This window comes from Zestomonas ipomoeae, assembly GCF_057128665.1.
The window spans coordinates 758,240-774,782 of record NZ_JBSKHQ010000001.1 but is presented as its reverse complement, the minus strand read 5'-3'; the positions used below and the strand labels follow the sequence as shown (position 1 = coordinate 774,782).

16 protein-coding genes are annotated in these 16,543 nt (G+C 61.7%); all 16 read left to right on the top strand.

What is annotated here, in order from left to right:
- Window positions 1-18 precede the first annotated feature (18 nt).
- The 16 genes from ACWKV7_RS03495 to ACWKV7_RS03420 all read left to right on the top strand — a co-directional run bounded on the left by ACWKV7_RS03495 (window position 19) and on the right by ACWKV7_RS03420 (window position 16,540).
- Window positions 19-597, top strand: coding sequence for a hypothetical protein (locus ACWKV7_RS03495; RefSeq protein ID WP_483856233.1), 579 nt, complete (start codon window positions 19-21; stop codon window positions 595-597).
- Window positions 594-1,205: a cob(I)yrinic acid a,c-diamide adenosyltransferase gene (gene cobO, locus ACWKV7_RS03490; protein WP_483856232.1), complete on the top strand. Its 612-nt coding sequence runs from the start codon at window positions 594-596 to the stop codon at window positions 1,203-1,205. The genes ACWKV7_RS03495 and cobO overlap by 4 nt, the downstream gene beginning before the upstream one ends.
- Window positions 1,205-2,500, top strand: coding sequence for a cobyrinic acid a,c-diamide synthase CobB (locus tag ACWKV7_RS03485; RefSeq protein WP_483856231.1), 1,296 nt, complete (start codon window positions 1,205-1,207; stop codon window positions 2,498-2,500). The genes cobO and ACWKV7_RS03485 overlap by 1 nt, the downstream gene beginning before the upstream one ends.
- Window positions 2,497-3,147: a 5,6-dimethylbenzimidazole synthase gene (bluB, locus tag ACWKV7_RS03480; RefSeq protein ID WP_483856230.1), complete on the top strand. Its 651-nt coding sequence runs from the start codon at window positions 2,497-2,499 to the stop codon at window positions 3,145-3,147. Before ACWKV7_RS03485 ends, bluB begins: the two co-directional genes overlap by 4 nt.
- Before the next feature lie 22 nt (window positions 3,148-3,169).
- Window positions 3,170-4,078, top strand: a complete 909-nt coding sequence (gene cbiB, locus ACWKV7_RS03475) for an adenosylcobinamide-phosphate synthase CbiB (RefSeq protein WP_483856229.1) — start codon at window positions 3,170-3,172, stop codon at window positions 4,076-4,078.
- Window positions 4,071-5,066, top strand: a complete 996-nt coding sequence (gene cobD / locus ACWKV7_RS03470) for a threonine-phosphate decarboxylase CobD (RefSeq protein ID WP_483856228.1) — start codon at window positions 4,071-4,073, stop codon at window positions 5,064-5,066. Before cbiB ends, cobD begins: the two co-directional genes overlap by 8 nt.
- Complete coding sequence (locus tag ACWKV7_RS03465; protein ID WP_483856227.1) at window positions 5,063-6,526, top strand: cobyric acid synthase; 1,464 nt, start codon at window positions 5,063-5,065, stop codon at window positions 6,524-6,526. Before cobD ends, ACWKV7_RS03465 begins: the two co-directional genes overlap by 4 nt.
- Window positions 6,527-6,584: 58 nt before the next feature.
- Entirely contained in the window at window positions 6,585-7,106 is a 522-nt protein-coding gene (gene cobU / locus ACWKV7_RS03460; protein ID WP_483856226.1) for a bifunctional adenosylcobinamide kinase/adenosylcobinamide-phosphate guanylyltransferase, read from the top strand.
- A complete protein-coding gene (gene cobT, locus ACWKV7_RS03455) occupies window positions 7,103-8,158 on the top strand; it encodes a nicotinate-nucleotide--dimethylbenzimidazole phosphoribosyltransferase (RefSeq protein ID WP_483856225.1) in 1,056 nt (351 codons plus the stop codon). Before cobU ends, cobT begins: the two co-directional genes overlap by 4 nt.
- Window positions 8,155-8,739 (top strand): alpha-ribazole phosphatase family protein, encoded by a 585-nt coding sequence (gene cobC, locus ACWKV7_RS03450; protein ID WP_483856224.1) that lies wholly within the window; start codon window positions 8,155-8,157, stop codon window positions 8,737-8,739. Before cobT ends, cobC begins: the two co-directional genes overlap by 4 nt.
- Before the next feature lie 159 nt (window positions 8,740-8,898).
- Window positions 8,899-9,642, top strand: a complete 744-nt coding sequence (locus ACWKV7_RS03445) for an adenosylcobinamide-GDP ribazoletransferase (RefSeq protein ID WP_483856223.1) — start codon at window positions 8,899-8,901, stop codon at window positions 9,640-9,642.
- A 152-nt stretch (window positions 9,643-9,794) separates the two neighbouring features.
- A complete protein-coding gene (gene wecB, locus ACWKV7_RS03440) occupies window positions 9,795-10,940 on the top strand; it encodes a non-hydrolyzing UDP-N-acetylglucosamine 2-epimerase (protein ID WP_483856222.1) in 1,146 nt (381 codons plus the stop codon).
- Window positions 10,927-12,189 carry a UDP-N-acetyl-D-mannosamine dehydrogenase gene (wecC, locus tag ACWKV7_RS03435; RefSeq protein ID WP_483856221.1) on the top strand — a complete coding sequence of 421 codons (1,263 nt, stop codon included), beginning with the start codon at window positions 10,927-10,929 and terminating at the stop codon, window positions 12,187-12,189. The genes wecB and wecC overlap by 14 nt, the downstream gene beginning before the upstream one ends.
- A 116-nt stretch (window positions 12,190-12,305) precedes the next feature.
- Window positions 12,306-14,345 (top strand): bi-domain-containing oxidoreductase, encoded by a 2,040-nt coding sequence (locus ACWKV7_RS03430; protein WP_483856220.1) that lies wholly within the window; start codon window positions 12,306-12,308, stop codon window positions 14,343-14,345.
- Complete coding sequence (locus ACWKV7_RS03425) at window positions 14,320-15,420, top strand: acyltransferase family protein (RefSeq protein WP_483856219.1); 1,101 nt, start codon at window positions 14,320-14,322, stop codon at window positions 15,418-15,420. Before ACWKV7_RS03430 ends, ACWKV7_RS03425 begins: the two co-directional genes overlap by 26 nt.
- Window positions 15,407-16,540 carry a DegT/DnrJ/EryC1/StrS family aminotransferase gene (locus ACWKV7_RS03420; protein WP_483856218.1) on the top strand — a complete coding sequence of 378 codons (1,134 nt, stop codon included), beginning with the start codon at window positions 15,407-15,409 and terminating at the stop codon, window positions 16,538-16,540. The genes ACWKV7_RS03425 and ACWKV7_RS03420 overlap by 14 nt, the downstream gene beginning before the upstream one ends.
- The last annotated feature ends 3 nt before the right edge of the window (window positions 16,541-16,543 follow it).

Below are 16,543 nucleotides of genomic sequence, written 5' to 3'. Positions count from 1 at the left end.
CCCGAGAGGAGAACACCGATGCTCATCACGCTATCCCCCCGTGCCCAGCTGGCGATTGGCCTCGCCCTGGCGCTGTTGATGGCCATGACCCGCGGCCAGCACTTCGCCACGGTCAACCTGCCCAGTGCGTCCTGGGCGGTGTTCTTCCTCGCCGGCGCGTTCCTGCGTCCGCGCTGGGTGTTCCCGGCGTTGTTCATCGAGGCCTCGCTGCTCGACTTCGCCGCCATCCATTGGGCCGGAGTCAGCGACTGGTGCCTGTCGCCGGCCTACTGGGCGCTGCTGCCGGCCTACGGCACGCTGTGGTTCGGCGGACGGCTGTATGCCGGCTGGCACCGCGACCATGCGAGCAGCCTGGCCGTGCTGGCACTGACCGTGCTGGTCAGTGCCTTCGTCTGCTACCTGTTTTCCGGCGGCGGTTTCTACTTCTTCTCCGGGCGCTATCCGGAGCCGGTGTTCGCCGAATTCATCCAGCGCATCGGCCAGTATTACCCGCGCTATCTGGGCAGCCTGGCGCTCTATGTGGGCGTAGCCGCAGTGCTCTACGGCGGCGTCGCCGCGTGGTTCAAGCAGCATGCGGCGGTCGAGGTGAAACGATGAGCGAGTACTCCGAGCGCGACGAGCGCCACCGCGCACGCATGCAGCGCAAGAAGGCAGTGATCGACGCCAAGATCGCCGAGGCCAGCGACGAATATGGCCTGCTGCTGGTGCACACCGGCATCGGCAAGGGCAAGAGCAGCTCGGCGTTCGGCATGGTCGCGCGGGCCCTGGGTCATGGCATCAAGGTCGGCGTCGTGCAGTTCATCAAGGGGGCGGCGAGCACTGGCGAGGAGCGCTTCTTCCGGCGCTTCCCCGAGGAAGTGCGTTACCACGTGATGGGCGAGGGGTACACCTGGGAAACCCAGGACCGCCAGCGCGACATCGAGAAGGCCAGGCAGGCCTGGACGGTGGCGGTCGAGTTGCTCAGCGACCCGGAGATCGGCCTGGTGATACTGGACGAGCTGAACATCGCTCTCAAGTACGGCTACCTGGAGCTGGACAGCGTGCTCGACGACATCGCCGCGCGGCCGCTGCTGCAGCACGTGGTGGTGACCGGGCGCGGTGCACCGCCGGGGCTGATCGAAGCGGCCGACACGGTGACCGACATGAGCCTGGTCAAGCACGCCTTCAAGGCCGGAGTGAAGGCGCAGAAGGGCGTGGAGTTCTGATGGCTGGCGAGCGTCGCTGCCCGGCACTGCTGGTTGCCGCACCGGCCTCCGGCCAGGGCAAGACCACCGTCACCGCCGCCCTGGCGCGCCTGCACGCTCGTCAGGGCCGGCGCGTGCGGGTGTTCAAGTGCGGCCCGGACTTCCTCGACCCGATGATTCTTGCCCGTGCCAGCGGCGCACCGGTCTACCAGCTCGACCTGTGGATGGTCGGCGAGTCGGAGAGCCGCCGGCTGCTCTGGGAGGCGGCCGGCGAGGCGGATCTGATCCTCATCGAAGGGGTGATGGGGCTGTTCGATGGCACACCCTCGGCCGCCGACCTGGCGCGCCGTTTCGGCGTGCCGGTGCTGGCGGTGATCGATGGCGCGGCCATGGCCCAGACCTTCGGTGCCCTGGCCCACGGTCTGGCCAGCTTCCAGCCCGACCTGCCGTTCGCCGGCGTACTGGCCAACCGGGTCGGCAGCGCCCGCCACGGTGAGATCCTACGCGACAGCCTGCCCGATTCGATTCGTTGGTACGGCGCTGTGCCGCGCAGCGCCTCGGTGGAGCTGCCCAGCCGCCACCTCGGGCTGGTGCAGGCCGAGGAGATGGCCGATCTGGATGCGCGCCTGGATGCCGCCGCCGATGCCCTGGCCGCCAGCGCCGACACGGCCCTGCCGCCACCCGTGGCGTTTGCCGCCGGCGAGCCGTGGCAATTCCATCCATCGCTGGCGGGCGTGCGCATCGGCGTGGCCCGCGATAGCGCCTTCGCCTTCCTCTACCAGGCCAACCTCGATCTGCTGCGGGCGCTCGGTGCGCAGCTGCATTTCTTCTCGCCGTTGAACGACCGGCGCCTGCCGGAAGTCGACAGCCTGTACCTGCCCGGCGGCTACCCCGAGCTGCACGCAGAGCAACTGACTTGTAATCAGTCGGTCCGCGAGGCGATCCGTGCGCACCACGCGGCGGGCAAGCCGATCCTCGCTGAGTGCGGCGGCATGCTCTATCTGCTCGACGGCCTGACCGACCTCGCCGGCCAGCGTCATGCCATGCTCGGTCTGCTGGCGGGCGAGGCGACGATGCAGCCGCGCCTGACGGCCCTTGCCTTGCAGGAAGTGGCTCTGCCGGAAGGCCACCTGCGCGGCCACACCTTCCATCATTCGGCGCTGGATTCGCCCCTGCAGCCCCTGGCCCGCGGCGAATGCCCCAACTACAAACGCACTGCCGAGGCGGTCTACCGGGTCGGCCGGCTCACCGCCTCGTACATCCACTTCTATCTGCCGTCCGACCCGCTGGCGGCTGCGGCATTGCTGCATCCATGAGCGAGCAGGCGTTCAGCCCGGAAGAGCGCGCGGCGGTTTACCGCGCCATCGCCGAGCGTCGCGACATGCGCCACTTCAGCGGCGGCGAAGTGGCGCCCGAGCTGCTGGCCCGCCTGCTGGAAGCGGCACACCAGGCGCCTAGCGTCGGCCTGATGCAGCCCTGGCGGTTCCTGCGCATTGGTGACCCGGCGCTGCGCGAGCGCATCCATGCCCTGGTCGGGGCGGAACGCCTGCGCACTGCCGAGGCACTGGGCGAACGCAGCGAGGACTTCCTGCGACTGAAGGTGGAAGGCATTCGCGACTGTGCCGAGCTGCTGGTGGCGGCGCTGATGGATCGGCGTGAGCCGCACCTGTTCGGCCGGCGTACCCTGCCGGAAATGGACCTGGCCTCCGTCGCCTGCGCCATCCAGAATCTCTGGCTCGCCGCTCGGGCGGAAGGGCTGGGCATGGGCTGGGTTTCGCTGTTCGAACCGCAGGCGCTGGCCCAGCTGTTGCGCATGCCCGCCGGGAGCCAGCCGGTGGCGATCCTCTGCCTGGGGCCGGTCCGCGAATTCTATCCGGCACCGATGCTGGCGCTGGAAGGCTGGGCCGAGCCACGGCCGCTCGCCGATCTGGTTTACGACAACTATTGGGGAGGCCGTGAATGAACGGCCTGGAGTACCCGCAACCATGACCCTGGCACTGACTGCCCTGGCAGCGCTGATTCTCGATCGACTGCTCGGCGAGCCCAAGGGCTGGCACCCGCTGGTGGCGTTCGGCCGCTTCGCCGAACGCCTGGAACGGCGCTTCAATCCTGGCGGTAGCGGCTGGCGCAGCCATGGCGTCAGCGCTTGGTGCCTGGCGGTATTGCCGCTGACCGCGCTGGCCTGGCTGTTGGTACAGGTACCGTACCTCGGCTGGCTGGTGGGGCTGCTGGCGCTGTATCTCGCCGTCGGCCTGCGCAGCCTGGGCGAGCACGCCGAGCCGGTGATCGATGCGCTGCACCGGGGGGGCCTGGACGAGGCCCGCCGGCGGGTCGGCCTGATGGTCAGCCGGCAGACCGCCGAGCTGGATGCCGCCGGCGTCGCCCGTGCCGCCACCGAATCGGTACTGGAGAACGGCAGCGACGCGGTATTCGCCGCGCTGTTCTGGTTCGCGCTGGCCGGTGCGCCTGGCGTGGTCCTGTACCGCCTGGCCAATACCCTGGACGCTATGTGGGGCTATCGCAACGAACGCTTTGAACGTTTCGGCTGGGCCGCGGCGCGCATCGACGATCTGCTCAACTACCTGCCGGCGCGCCTGGTGGCGCTGACCTATGCCCTGCTTGGCCGCACCCGCTCGGCGCTGCGCTGCTGGCGACGCCAGGCGCCGGCCTGGGACAGCCCCAACGCCGGTCCGGTCATGGCCGCGGGTGCCGGTGCGCTGGGGGTTCGGCTCGGCGGAGTGGCCACCTATCACGGCGAAGTGCATGAGCGCCCGGTGCTGGGCGAGGGGGCCGCAGCGGACGCCGGCAGCGTTGCCCGGGCCCTGGAGTTGGTGCGCCTTGGGGTGATGGTCTGGGTGCTGCTATGGCTAGCGGGGGCGGCACTGCATGCTTGAGCACGGAGGGCGGCTGCGCGAGGCGGCGCGACGCTACGGCATCGACGAGTCCGAGTGGCTCGACCTGTCCACCGGCATCGCGCCTTGGTCGGTGCGTCTGCCGGAGATTCCCGCCTCTGCCTGGATGCGCTTGCCGGAGGAGGGTGACGGTCTTGAGGCTGCCGCCCGTGGCTACTACGGCGCCGAGCAGGTGCTACCGGTGGCGGGCAGCCAGGCGGCCATTCAAGCGCTGCCGCGTTTGCGCGGGCGCGGTAGCCGGGTTGCGGTGCTGGCACCCTGTTACGCCGAGCATGCCGAGGCCTGGCGGCGCGGCGGGCACGTTGTCGCCGAGTTGACGCTGCCCGAACTCGAAGAGCGACTCGACAGCCTCGATGTGCTGGTCCTGGCCAACCCGAACAATCCCGACGGCCGCCTGTTCGAGGCGGCGACGTTGCTCCGCTGGCACGCCCGGCTGGAGCAGCGCGGCGGTTGGCTGGTCGTCGACGAGGCGTTCATGGATGTCACGCCGGAGCTGAGCCTCGCCAGCCACGGCGGGTTGCCGGGCCTGGTCCTGCTGCGTTCGTTCGGTAAATTCTTCGGCCTGGCGGGCGCACGCCTGGGCTTTGTATTGGCCGAGGCGTCGCTGCTCGGCGCGCTGGCCGAGCAGCTCGGTCCCTGGGCGGTCGGCGGCCCCACGCGGGTGCTGGGTAAGGCCTGCCTGGGCGACCTGGCCGGACAGCAGGCGCAGCGCCGTTGCCTGACTCAGGCCAGTCGACGGCTGGAGGCCCTGTTGGCCTCTCATGGCTGGGCGCCCCACGGCGGTTGCGGGCTGTTCCAGTGGGTGGCCGACGCGCGGGCCGAGGCCCTGCATGACTGTCTGGCCCGCCAGGGCATTCTGGTACGGCTTTTCCAACAGCCCCTCGGCCTGCGTTTCGGCCTGCCTTCCGACGAGGCCGCCTGGAAGCGGCTGGAGCGAGCCCTGACAGCTTTCCGGGAGAACGACCCATGACCACGCTGATGGTGCAGGGCACCACCTCCGATGCCGGCAAGAGCACGCTGGTCGCCGCGCTATGCCGCTGGCTGAGGCGCCAGGGGGTTGCGGTGGTGCCCTTCAAGCCGCAGAACATGGCACTGAACAGCGCGGTGACCGCCGATGGCGGCGAAATCGGCCGCGCCCAGGCGGTGCAGGCCCAGGCCGCCGGGCTGGCACCCCATACCGACATGAACCCGGTGCTGCTCAAGCCGAACAGCGAAACCGGCGCCCAGGTGATCATCCACGGCCGCGCCATCAGCAGCATGGAAGCGGCGGCCTACCACGACTACAAGCGGGTGGCGATGAATGCCGTGCTGGAGTCCCACCGGCGCCTGTCCGCCGCCTACGAGGTGGTGATGGTGGAGGGCGCCGGCTCGCCAGCGGAGATCAACCTGCGTGCCGGCGACATCGCCAACATGGGCTTTGCCGAGGCGGTCGGCTGCCCGGTGATCTTGATCGCTGATATCGACCGCGGCGGTGTGTTTGCCCATCTGGTGGGTACCCTGGCGCTGCTCTCCGAAACCGAGCAGGCGCGGGTGCACGGCTTCGTGATCAACCGCTTTCGCGGCGACATCGCCTTGCTGCAACCGGGGCTCGACTGGTTGGAAGCGCGCACCGGCAAGCCGGTGCTGGGCGTGCTGCCCTACCTGCAAGACCTGCATCTGGAAGCCGAGGATGCCATCCAGCAGCGCCAAGTGGAGAAGAGCGCCGACGTGCTCAAGGTCTGCGTGCCGGTGTTGCCGCGGATCAGCAATCACACCGACTTCGACCCGCTGCGCCTGCACCCGCAGGTCGACCTGTGCTTCGTCGGGCCCGGCCAGCCGCTTCCGGCCGCCGATCTGATCATCCTGCCGGGATCGAAGAGCGTGCGTTCCGACCTGGCCTTCCTACGCGCCAATGGCTGGGAAAAGGGCATCCGCCGGCATCTGCGTTACGGCGGCAAACTACTTGGTATCTGCGGCGGCCTGCAGATGCTCGGCCAGCAGGTGCACGATCCGCTTGGCCTGGAGGGGCCGGCCGGCTCAAGCACGGGCCTGGGCCTGCTGGACTTCGACACGGTGCTTGAAGCGGAGAAGCAACTGCGCAATGTGCAGGGGCTGCTGTGCCTGGAAGACGTGCCGATCAGCGGTTACGAGATCCACGCCGGCGTCACTCGGGGCCCGGCGCTGGCGCATCCCGCCGTGCGCCTGGCGGACGGCCGTCTCGATGGTGCTCGGAGCGACGACGACCAGATTCTCGGTACCTACCTGCACGGCCTGTTCGAATCGCCCCAGGCCTGTACCGCGATGCTGCGCTGGGCCGGCTTGCACCAGCCGCAGGCCATCGACTACCACGCCCTGCGCGAGCGGGACATCGAGCGCCTGGCGGACATGGTCGAAGCGCATCTGGATACCGCCAGGCTGCGCGAGTTGTGCGGACTGGAGCGTCGCCCATGAATCGCCCTTGTAGGGACGAATTCATTCGCCCATCAGCGAAGCGCCAGGAGCAAGACCCATGCGTGAACTGATCCTCGGCGGCGCCCGCTCCGGCAAGAGCCGCCTGGCCGAGCGCCTGGCCAACGAGTCGGGGCTGGCGGTCACCTACATCGCCACCTCCCAGGCCCGCGACCAGGAGATGGCCGCGCGCATTGCGCACCACCGGGCCCGCCGCCCGGTAGCCTGGGGGCTGGTGGAGGAGCCCGTGGAACTGGCGCGTGTGCTGCGCGAGCAGGCGGACGCCGGGCGCTGCCTGCTGGTGGATTGCCTGACGCTGTGGCTGACCAATCTATTATTGCTGGACGATCCGCAACGCCTGGCCATCGAGCGCGATGCACTGCTGGCCTGCCTGGGCGAGCTGCCGGGGCAGATCATTCTGGTCAGCAACGAGACCGGCCTCGGCGTGGTGCCGCTGGGCGAGCTGACCCGTCGCTACGTGGACGAGGCCGGCTGGCTGCACCAAGCCCTGGCCGAACGTTGCCAGCGCGTGCTGTTCTGCATCGCCGGCCTGCCTATGGTCCTGAAAGGAGAACCGCTATGAGCTTCGAATGGTGGCAGGGCGCCTGCCGGCCGCTGGATGCCGATGCCGAACGATGCGCTCGGGCACGCCAGCAGCAACTGACCAAGCCCAGTGGCTCGCTCGGGCAGTTGGAAGAGCTGGCCGTCCTGCTCGCGGCCATGCAAGGCGTCGAGCGCCCGCAACTGGATGCGCTGTGGATTGCGATTTTTGCCGGCGACCACGGGGTGACGGCGGAGGGCGTGTCCGCCTTTCCGCAAGCGGTCACCGGACAGATGCTGCGCAACTTCGTCACTGGCGGCGCGGCCATCAGCGTGCTCGCCGAGCAGTTGGACGCGGCCCTGGAGATCATCGACCTGGGCACCGCCGAACCGCTGGAGCCCTTGCCGGGAGTGCGCCACCTGCATATCGGTCCCGGCACGCAGAATTTCGTGCACGGCCCGGCGATGACCTATGGTCAGTGCCTGATCGCCCTGCAAGCTGGCCATGACAGCGCGCGGCGCGCCAAGGAAGCCGGCGCCCAGCTGTACATCGGCGGCGAGATGGGCATTGGCAACACGACTTCCGCCAGTGCCCTGGCGTGTGCCCTGCTGGGTCTGCCGGCGGGCGCGCTGGTCGGCCCTGGCACTGGCCTGGATGCCGAGGGCGTGGCCCACAAGGCGGCGGTGATCGACTGCGCGCTCGCGCTACATGGCGAGCACCGGGACGATCCGCTGCAACTGCTGTTGCTCCTGGGTGGGTTCGAGATCGCTGCCCTGGTGGGTGCCTACCTCGGCTGCGCCCAGCAGGGGCTGAGCATACTGGTGGATGGTTTCATCTGCAGCGTTGCCGCGCTATTGGCGACACGTTTGAACCCGGCTTGTCGCAGTTGGCTGCTGTTCGCCCATCGCGGCGCCGAACCAGGCCACGCTCATGTGCTGGCGGCGCTGCGGGCCAAGCCGCTGCTCGAACTCGGCCTGCGCCTGGGCGAGGGCAGCGGCGCTGCCCTCGCCGTGCCACTATTGCGCCTGGCCTGCCGCCTGCACGAAGCGATGGCCACCTTCGACGAAGCGGCCGTGGCGGGGCGCGACGCGTGACACTGCGTATCGATCTGCTGCGCCATGGTGAAACCGAACGCGGCGGCGGCTTTCGAGGCAGCCTCGACGATGATCTGACCCCCACTGGCTGGAAGCAGATGTACGCGGCCGTCGACGGCGCGGCGGCGCCCTGGGACCGGGTGATCAGCTCGCCGCTGCAGCGCTGTGCGGCATTCGCCAGCGAGCTGGCCGCGCAGCTGCGCATTCCGCTGCACATGGAGCACGACCTGCGCGAACTGCACTTCGGGGAGTGGGAGGGCCGAAGTGCCGCCGAACTGATGGAAACCGCTGCTGACGGGCTGGCGCGATTCTGGGCCGACCCCTATGCGTTCACCCCGCCGGAAGGGGAGCCCGTGGCGGATTTCGAAAGGCGCGTGCTCGACGCGTTGGTGCGTCTTGCTCGCACCTTTGCGGGCGAACACCTGCTGCTGGTCGGCCATGGCGGCGTCATTCGCCTGCTGCTGGCCCGCGCCCGGGCGCTGCCACGGGAGCACCTGCTGCAGGTCGAGGTCGGACACGGGACATTGCATCGCCTGGAGCTGCTAGAGCCGCAGGTGTTTCGCGAGCCTTGTCTGGTTTGAACAAGACTTGCAACAACGCCTGGCCAGCCATGGTTTTGGCGAGCGCCGGAAACCGCCACTAGTCGGTGGCAATACACGGCCAGTCAAACCAGCCTATGCCTCGGATTCCCATGGTATGGCCCGACTTCATTCGAACCGAAACATAGCAACGGACCATCCATGCAGCCCTTCCTGATCGCCTTGCAGTTTCTCACCATCATCCCCGTCCACCTGAAATCCGCGCCTATCCCGCAAGACATCGGCCGCTCACTGCTCTGGTATCCGGCCGTGGGCCTGCTGATCGGCCTGCTCCTGATACTCCTGCATCTTCTGCTCGACGCTGTCGGCACCCACCACCTGGTCCACGCCGCCATCCTGCTAACCGCCTGGGTCGCGATCACCGGCGCCCTCCACCTGGACGGCCTGGCCGACACCGTCGACGCCTGGATCGGCGGCCGTGGCGACCGCGAACGCACCCTGGCCATCATGAAAGATCCGCGGAGCGGGCCGATGGCTGTCGTCGCGCTGGTTCTCGTGCTTTTGTTGAAGTTCACCGCCTTGGTCGCCGTGATCGAAGCCGAGCACTGGCCAGTCTTGCTGGTCGCGCCCCTGCTGGCGCGGAGCGCCGTCCTCGCCTTGTTCCTCACCACGCCTTATGTGCGGGCGGAGGGACTTGGTCGAAGCTTGAGCAACTGGCTGCCGCGTAGGGCAGGTTGGTTCGTGTTCATAGCCAGTGTCCTGGCGTGCGGCATTCCACTCTGGGGATACGGGCTGGCGATGCTGACCTATGCCGCACTTTTGTTTGGCTGCCTACGTCATCATCTATTGCAACGCTTGGGCGGCACCACGGGAGATAGCGCCGGCGCGATGCTGGAGTTGACCGAATGCGTAGTCTTAGTCGCTGGAGGAGGCCTGAGCCCTTAGTCGCAGTACGCTTTCACAAAACCAGCCTGGCCTTTATCATTGCGCGCCTCTTACCGCCCTCGCCAATGTTTTCATGTCGATTTTGGCGCCTAAAGGATGAAACTATAATTCAAATTCTTGCTTTTATTTTTTTCTAATTTTTGCGAGGTGTTATGTCTGAGTTTAAAAAGATACTCATTGTTTTTGGTACTCGCCCTGAGGCCATAAAGATGGCACCTCTTGTTCGCGCGCTAAAGAATGCTGCTTGCTTCCGTGTTTATGTTTGTGTGACGGCTCAGCACCGTCACCTGTTGGATCAGGTCTTGGATTTTTTTGATTTGGTTCCAGATTATGATCTTGATTTGATGCGTTTCAACCAGGGTTTGGCGAATGTCACTGCAGATGTGCTTTCAGCGGTCGCTGGAGTTATCGATGTGCTTGAGCCGGATTTGGTTGTGGTGCATGGAGATACAACTACGAGCTTTGCATCAGCTCTTGCGGCTTTTTACCGAAAGATTGCGGTCGCCCACGTAGAGGCGGGTCTGCGTACTGGGGATTTTCGCTCTCCTTGGCCAGAGGAAATGAATCGAGTTTTTACTGGACGTTTAGCGAGCTTTCATTTTGCACCAACACAGATGGCTAAGGAAAACTTACTGAGAGAGGGGGTTCATCCAGAGTGTGTATGGGTAACAGGGAATACTGTTGTTGATGCGCTGAGTCAGGCTGTCGAAAAATTGGGTGTCAGTGCGGATCATGACGCGGATTCGGGTCTTTCCTCAAATGTATGGAAGGACAAAAAAATGATCTTGGTCACTGGTCATCGGCGCGAAAATTTCGGGGAAGGTATTGAAGGTGTGTGCCGAGCCTTGCGCCGCATTGCTCTTGAGTTCGAAGTTTCAGTCGTTTATCCGGTTCATCCGAATCCTAATGTAATGAAGCCGGTTTATGGCTTGTTAAGTGGTGTTTCTAATATACATCTTATCGAGCCGTTGGATTATGTTTCTTTCGTTTCTTTAATGACTCATGCTTATTTTATATTAACGGATTCTGGTGGGGTCCAAGAAGAGGCGCCATCTCTAGGTAAGCCTGTGCTTGTAATGCGAGAAAATACTGAGCGCCCAGAAGCCGTTGCTGCAGGTACTGTGCTCATGGTTGGTGTGGATGAGCAGCGCATATACGAAGAAAGTGCGCGTCTGATAACTGATTCTAGGCATTATGAGCGTATGTCTGCAGCGCACAATCCATATGGTGATGGCAAGGCTGCTGAGCGCATAGTTGCGATTCTTGAAGGCAAAGAGGGAGTTCATGAGTTTAAATAAAAAAAACATCGTTGTGGTCGGGCTCGGTTATATTGGCCTTCCTACTGCTGCGGTGCTGGCTAGCGTGGGGCATAGGGTGGTTGGTGTCGAGGTCAATCCACATGTTAGAGATATCGTTAATCGAGGAGAGGTTCATATAGTCGAGCCTGATCTGGATGGCTTAGTTCGCGTTGCTGCTGCGTCGGGTAATTTGCGAGCAGTTCAAACTCCCGAGCAGGCGGATGCTTTTATCATAGCTGTTCCAACGCCTTTTAAAAATCAACGGGAGCCGGATCTTAGTTTTGTGGAGCAAGCGGCTAAGGCTATTGCGCCACATCTATGTAAAGGAAGTCTGGTTATTTTAGAGTCTACCTCTCCTGTCGGTACTACCGAAAAGTTGGCTGGTTGGCTTTCATCTTATCGTCCAGATCTGGTTTTTCCGGCTAAAGGGGGGGAGCCGGATGTCTATTTGGCCTATTGTCCTGAGCGGGTGCTTCCTGGAAAAATAGTATCCGAGTTGGTTCAGAATGATCGCGTTATAGGTGGTTTGTCTAAGCACTGTGCGTCTCGTGCTCGTGTTTTGTACGAAACATTCGTTCGTGGGCAGTGCATCGAAACCGATGCTCGAACTGCAGAAATGACGAAGTTAACAGAGAATGCGTTTCGTGATGTAAATATAGCTTTTGCTAATGAGCTTTCAATAGTTTGTGATGAGCTTGGTGTCGACGTGTGGCAGCTGATTGGGTTAGCTAATCGCCATCCGCGAGTTAATATCTTAAATCCCGGGCCGGGAGTTGGTGGTCATTGTATTGCTGTCGATCCTTGGTTTATCGTTGACTCGGCTCCCCAAAGTGCTCGTTTGATCCATATGGCTCGCCTGGTAAATGACGGGAAGCCAATATGGGTTATGAGGAAAATTGTAGAGGCTATCGAGGTTAGTGAGCGTAGTCTGGGGCGGAGGGCGGTTGTGGCCTGCTTTGGATTAGCGTTCAAAGCAGATATTGATGACTTGCGTGAAAGTCCTGCGCTCTCAATTTGTGAGCAAGTGATCGAGCAGCATCAAGGGAGCGTTCTTGTCGTGGAGCCTTATGTAGATAGACTGCCTGAAAAGTTTCAGGGGCAGTTACATGTTGAAAAGACGGATTTTGATAGCGCGGTGAAAAAAGCTGATATTCTTGTTTTGCTTGTCGATCATCAGCAATTTAAGTGTATTGATTCTACAGTATTGTCGGACAAGATCGTGATTGACACTAGGGGTGTATGGCAGTGAAGCAAGTCCTGGTCAGGGGTGGAACTGTTCGGCTTGAGGAGGTTCCCGCCCCCCTAGTGGAGCCCGGTACGGTTCTGATTCGGATAGACCATTCCTGCATCTCGATCGGTACTGAAATGTCCGGTATCCGCTCGTCCGGCCTGCCCCTTTGGAAGCGCGCGCTAAAGCAACCGCAGAATGTCAAAAAAGTAGTCAACATGGTGCTTGCCGATGGCCTTGCGCAGACTCGCCGACTAGTCCAAGACCGTTTGGGGGTCGAATTGCCAAGCGGCTATTCGGCGGCCGGCATCGTCATTGCCGTTGGCGACGATGTCGACGAGTTCGCCCCCGGCGACCGGGTCGCGTGTGCCGGCGCCCAATGCGCTTACCACGCCGAGGTGGTGCGTGTTCCAAAGAATCTGGTGGTCGCGGTACCCGATAAGGTTGATCTGGACGTGGCTTCTTCTGTCGCCCTGGGGGCGATCGCCATGCAGGGTATCCGTCGTGCCAATCCGACTCTGGGTGAAACCTTCGTCGTCGTCGGCCTGGGTATTCTTGGACAACTGACCGTTCAATTGCTGCGTGCCAACGGATGTCAGGTTATTGGCATTGATCTGGATCGTGAGCGTCTTGACCGCGCTAGGCAACATGGTATGCGCTGGGGCGTTCATCCCGATGATGTGAACGACGTGCTCCAAGTTGCACGACTGACCAATGGTGTAGGTGCTGATGGGGTGATCATCACCGCAGCGGGGCCTTCTAATGCGATTATTTCCAGTGCCTTCCAGATGTGTCGCAAGAAAGCGCGTGTGGTGCTGGTAGGCGATGTTGGGCTGAACCTGCAGCGTGCCGATTTCTATGTCAAGGAGCTCGACTTCCTGATTTCAACGTCCTACGGCCCGGGGCGTTACGATGAGCGCTACGAAGAGGGTGGGGTCGATTATCCCGTCGCCTATGTTCGTTGGACAGAGACTCGGAACATGGCGGAGTACCTTCGCCTGCTAGCTGACGGCGTGATCGACGTCAAGTCGCTCGTCTCGGCGGTATACCCTATCGACAACGTGGCGGCTGCCTATGAGTCGTTGAAAACCGGTAGCCACAAGCCTCTGATGGTTCTGCTGTCGTATCCAAGTAGCGAGCCCTCCGAGGTACGCAAAGTTCAGCTCTCGTCTCCAGCGACTGCAACCAGGGAAGGTATCATCCGGGTTGCACTCATTGGTGCGGGTGGGTTTGCCAAGGGAATGCACCTGCCGAATCTTGCGGAGCTGGGTTCTCTGTACCAGCTTAGAGCCGTGGTTAGCCGAACCGGTCATAACGCAGCCTCGACGGGCAAGCGCTTTGGCGCGGAATACTGCACCACCGATCATCGGGAGGTGCTTCGGGATGAAAACATCGATGCGGTCATCATTGCTACCCGACATGATTCGCACGCCAGCATCGCGCTTGAGGCACTGTTGGCCGGCAAGCACGTGCTGCTAGAGAAGCCGCTCGCGCTGACGGAGACAGAGTTAACTGCTATCGAGGCGTTTTACACTGACGGCGAGAACACGGCGAAGCCTATCTTGCTCACAGGCTTCAATCGTCGTTTTTCTCCCTATGCCAAGCGCATCGCCGAGCGCCTGGCGCTGCGCTCGAATCCGATGGTTATCAACTATCGAATGAACGCTGGCTATATTCCGCTGGATCACTGGGTTCACGGAGAGGAGGGTGGTGGCCGGAATCGTGGTGAGGCCTGTCATATCTACGATTTGTTCACCTTTTTCACCGGCGCCGAAGTGACCCGTGTGCATGCTAACTCGATCATGCCAGCGACGGGATACTATTCTGCTTCCGATAATTTCATCGCCACACTCACCTTTGCCGATGGCTCGATTGCAAGCCTGACCTATACCGCTTTGGGCAGTACCGAATTTTCCAAGGAAACGATGGAGATATTCGTGGATGGTACCGTTATATCGCTCGATGATTACCGGCTGCTAGATATATCCGGTGCGCGTCAGAAGCCCTTCTCGACCCGCGCTTCCGACAAGGGGCAGCTAGAGGAACTGGTCGCGTTCGCTCGCGCGATCAAAGGTGAGGCGGATTGGCCCATTCCCCTGTGGCAGCAGTCCCAAAGCACACGCATCGCATTCGAAGTGGATGACATGATTCATGGGCAATTCGATGCTGCGCGATAATAACTTTGATCTGATTCGACTGCTCGCGGCTGTGCAGGTCATGCTGATGCACGCTGTCTTTTGGCTGGAGATGCCGTTGTCGCCCACTGTTATGGAAGTCATGGACTGGTTTCCTGGGGTGCCGATCTTTTTTTTCGTCAGCGGCTATCTCATCGTATCGTCGTTTGCACGATCACCTTCTACCGTCGAATTTCTTCGAAATCGAGCCATTAGGATTTTTCCAGGGCTCTGGATTTGTCTGTTCGTAAGCTTCGGGCTCGTGGCCATTCAAGGTGGTTTGGCGGAAAGCAATTTAGTTTCCAAGACATTGTTATGGCTCTTTTTCAATGGAACTATCTTCCAGTTTGTTGGCGCCGTCGGCACTGGAGTGGCGAACGGAGCGCTTTGGTCAATCTCAACGGAACTACAGTTTTATCTTTTGGTACCGTTGGTAGGGTTTTTTCTTGCTCGACGAATACAGGGTTTGTTACAGCGCTCCTTTTTAATAATCGTCATGATCATCCTGTCAGGTGCCGTTCATGCATGGGTAGCGCATCAGGGCGGCTCATTGCATCCATGGCTCTATCCGACTTTATATTCGTCGATTCTTGCCAACGGCTATTTTTTTCTTTTCGGCGTGTTGGCCTATTGTTGGCGTGATCGTCTGTTGCAAGTAACGAGCGGGCGCGGCATCTTGTTCTTGAGTCTTTATGTTTTTTTTCGATATGGCCTGAGTGTAGCCGGCCATAGCGCCAACAGTGTACATTCTTCCATTCTGAGCATTTTCGTTTATCCTTTCTTGGCGCTCGCGGTTTTTTCAATGGCCCATTCATTCCCTGGTCTGGCCCGCGGGCTGTTGAAAGGCAATGATTTTTCGTATGGAATATACATCTATCACATGCCGATTATATATGCATTCATTCATTATGAATGGCTGGGTAGTGGCGGATTCGTGGGCGCCGCCATTTTAGTCCTGATGTGCGCAATCATGTCTTGGTTTTTTATTGAAAGACCGATGCTTAAATACAAAAACTATTCCGCTCGGCAGTGGAAAAGTCTGGCCTCTAACGGGAAGGCACGCTATGAAGCACTCTGATGTAAAGGTTCCCTTCATCGATTTGAAGCGTTTTGAAGACGGTTTTCTGGACGCCTGGAATGAAAAAATTGCGGCCATGACCGCGAATACTCAGTTCATCGGTGGGGCGGAGGTCAGCCGGCTTGAATCTCACCTACAGAGCAAGCTTGGTGTGAAACACGCTGTAACCTGCGCTAATGGCACCGATGCCATTCAGTTGGCGTTGCGAGCCCTCGGTGTGGGGCGCGGCGATGTGGTGCTCGTCCCTAACGTGACGTTCTGGGCAACGTTCGAGGCTGTCGTCAACGTGGGCGCCGACCCCGCGACACTGGATGCGGATTTGCGCGACGGTGGTGTTGCCTTCGGTGCGCTGGAGGAGGCGTTGGTCAAGGTCAAGCCAAAAGTCGTGGTGCTGGCGCATCTTTATGGTTGGGGCACTGCCCGGCTGAACGATATCCGAGCACTCTGCCAGGCGCATGGCGTCATGTTGCTGGAAGATGGCGCCCAGTGCTTTGGTGTCAGCTACAAAGACCAGTCCATTTATTCCGGGGCGCAGATATCTACGACATCCTTTTATCCGGCGAAGGTCTTGGGCGGGGCGGGTGACGGTGGGGCCGTGTTTACTAATGATGCGGAGCTTGCCGATAAAGTCCGCCGCTTGGCTAACCACGGCCGAACCGCGCACTATGGGTATGGTGATGTGGGCTGGAATTCTCGGCTCGACTCCCTGCAGGCTGCGTTTCTTAATCTTAGCCTCGAGCATCTCGATGCCCGCATTGCCTCGCGCCAGCAGTCCGCGGCTTTCTACCAGCGGGAATTGCCACGCCTTGGGATTGAGGTGATGCTACCGCCCGCGGGATATCGGGAGAATGGCTACTGCAACGTTTGCCTAATGCGCGACCCGAGCCAGAAAGCTGCGCTCGAGCGTGTACTCAAGGAGGCAGGAATAGGCTTCGGCAATATCTACCCTGGCGTCATGTCCCTGCAAGAGGGAGCGCGAGGCTTCCACAAGGGGCATTTCGGCGGCACCGAAGGGGAGACTCTGTGCTCCTCGGTGCTCAATTTACCTCTTTTCCCTTACATGACTGTCACCGAACTCGAGCGTGTGCTCGAGGTGGTACGTGTCGCCACTGGGCAGTGAGGT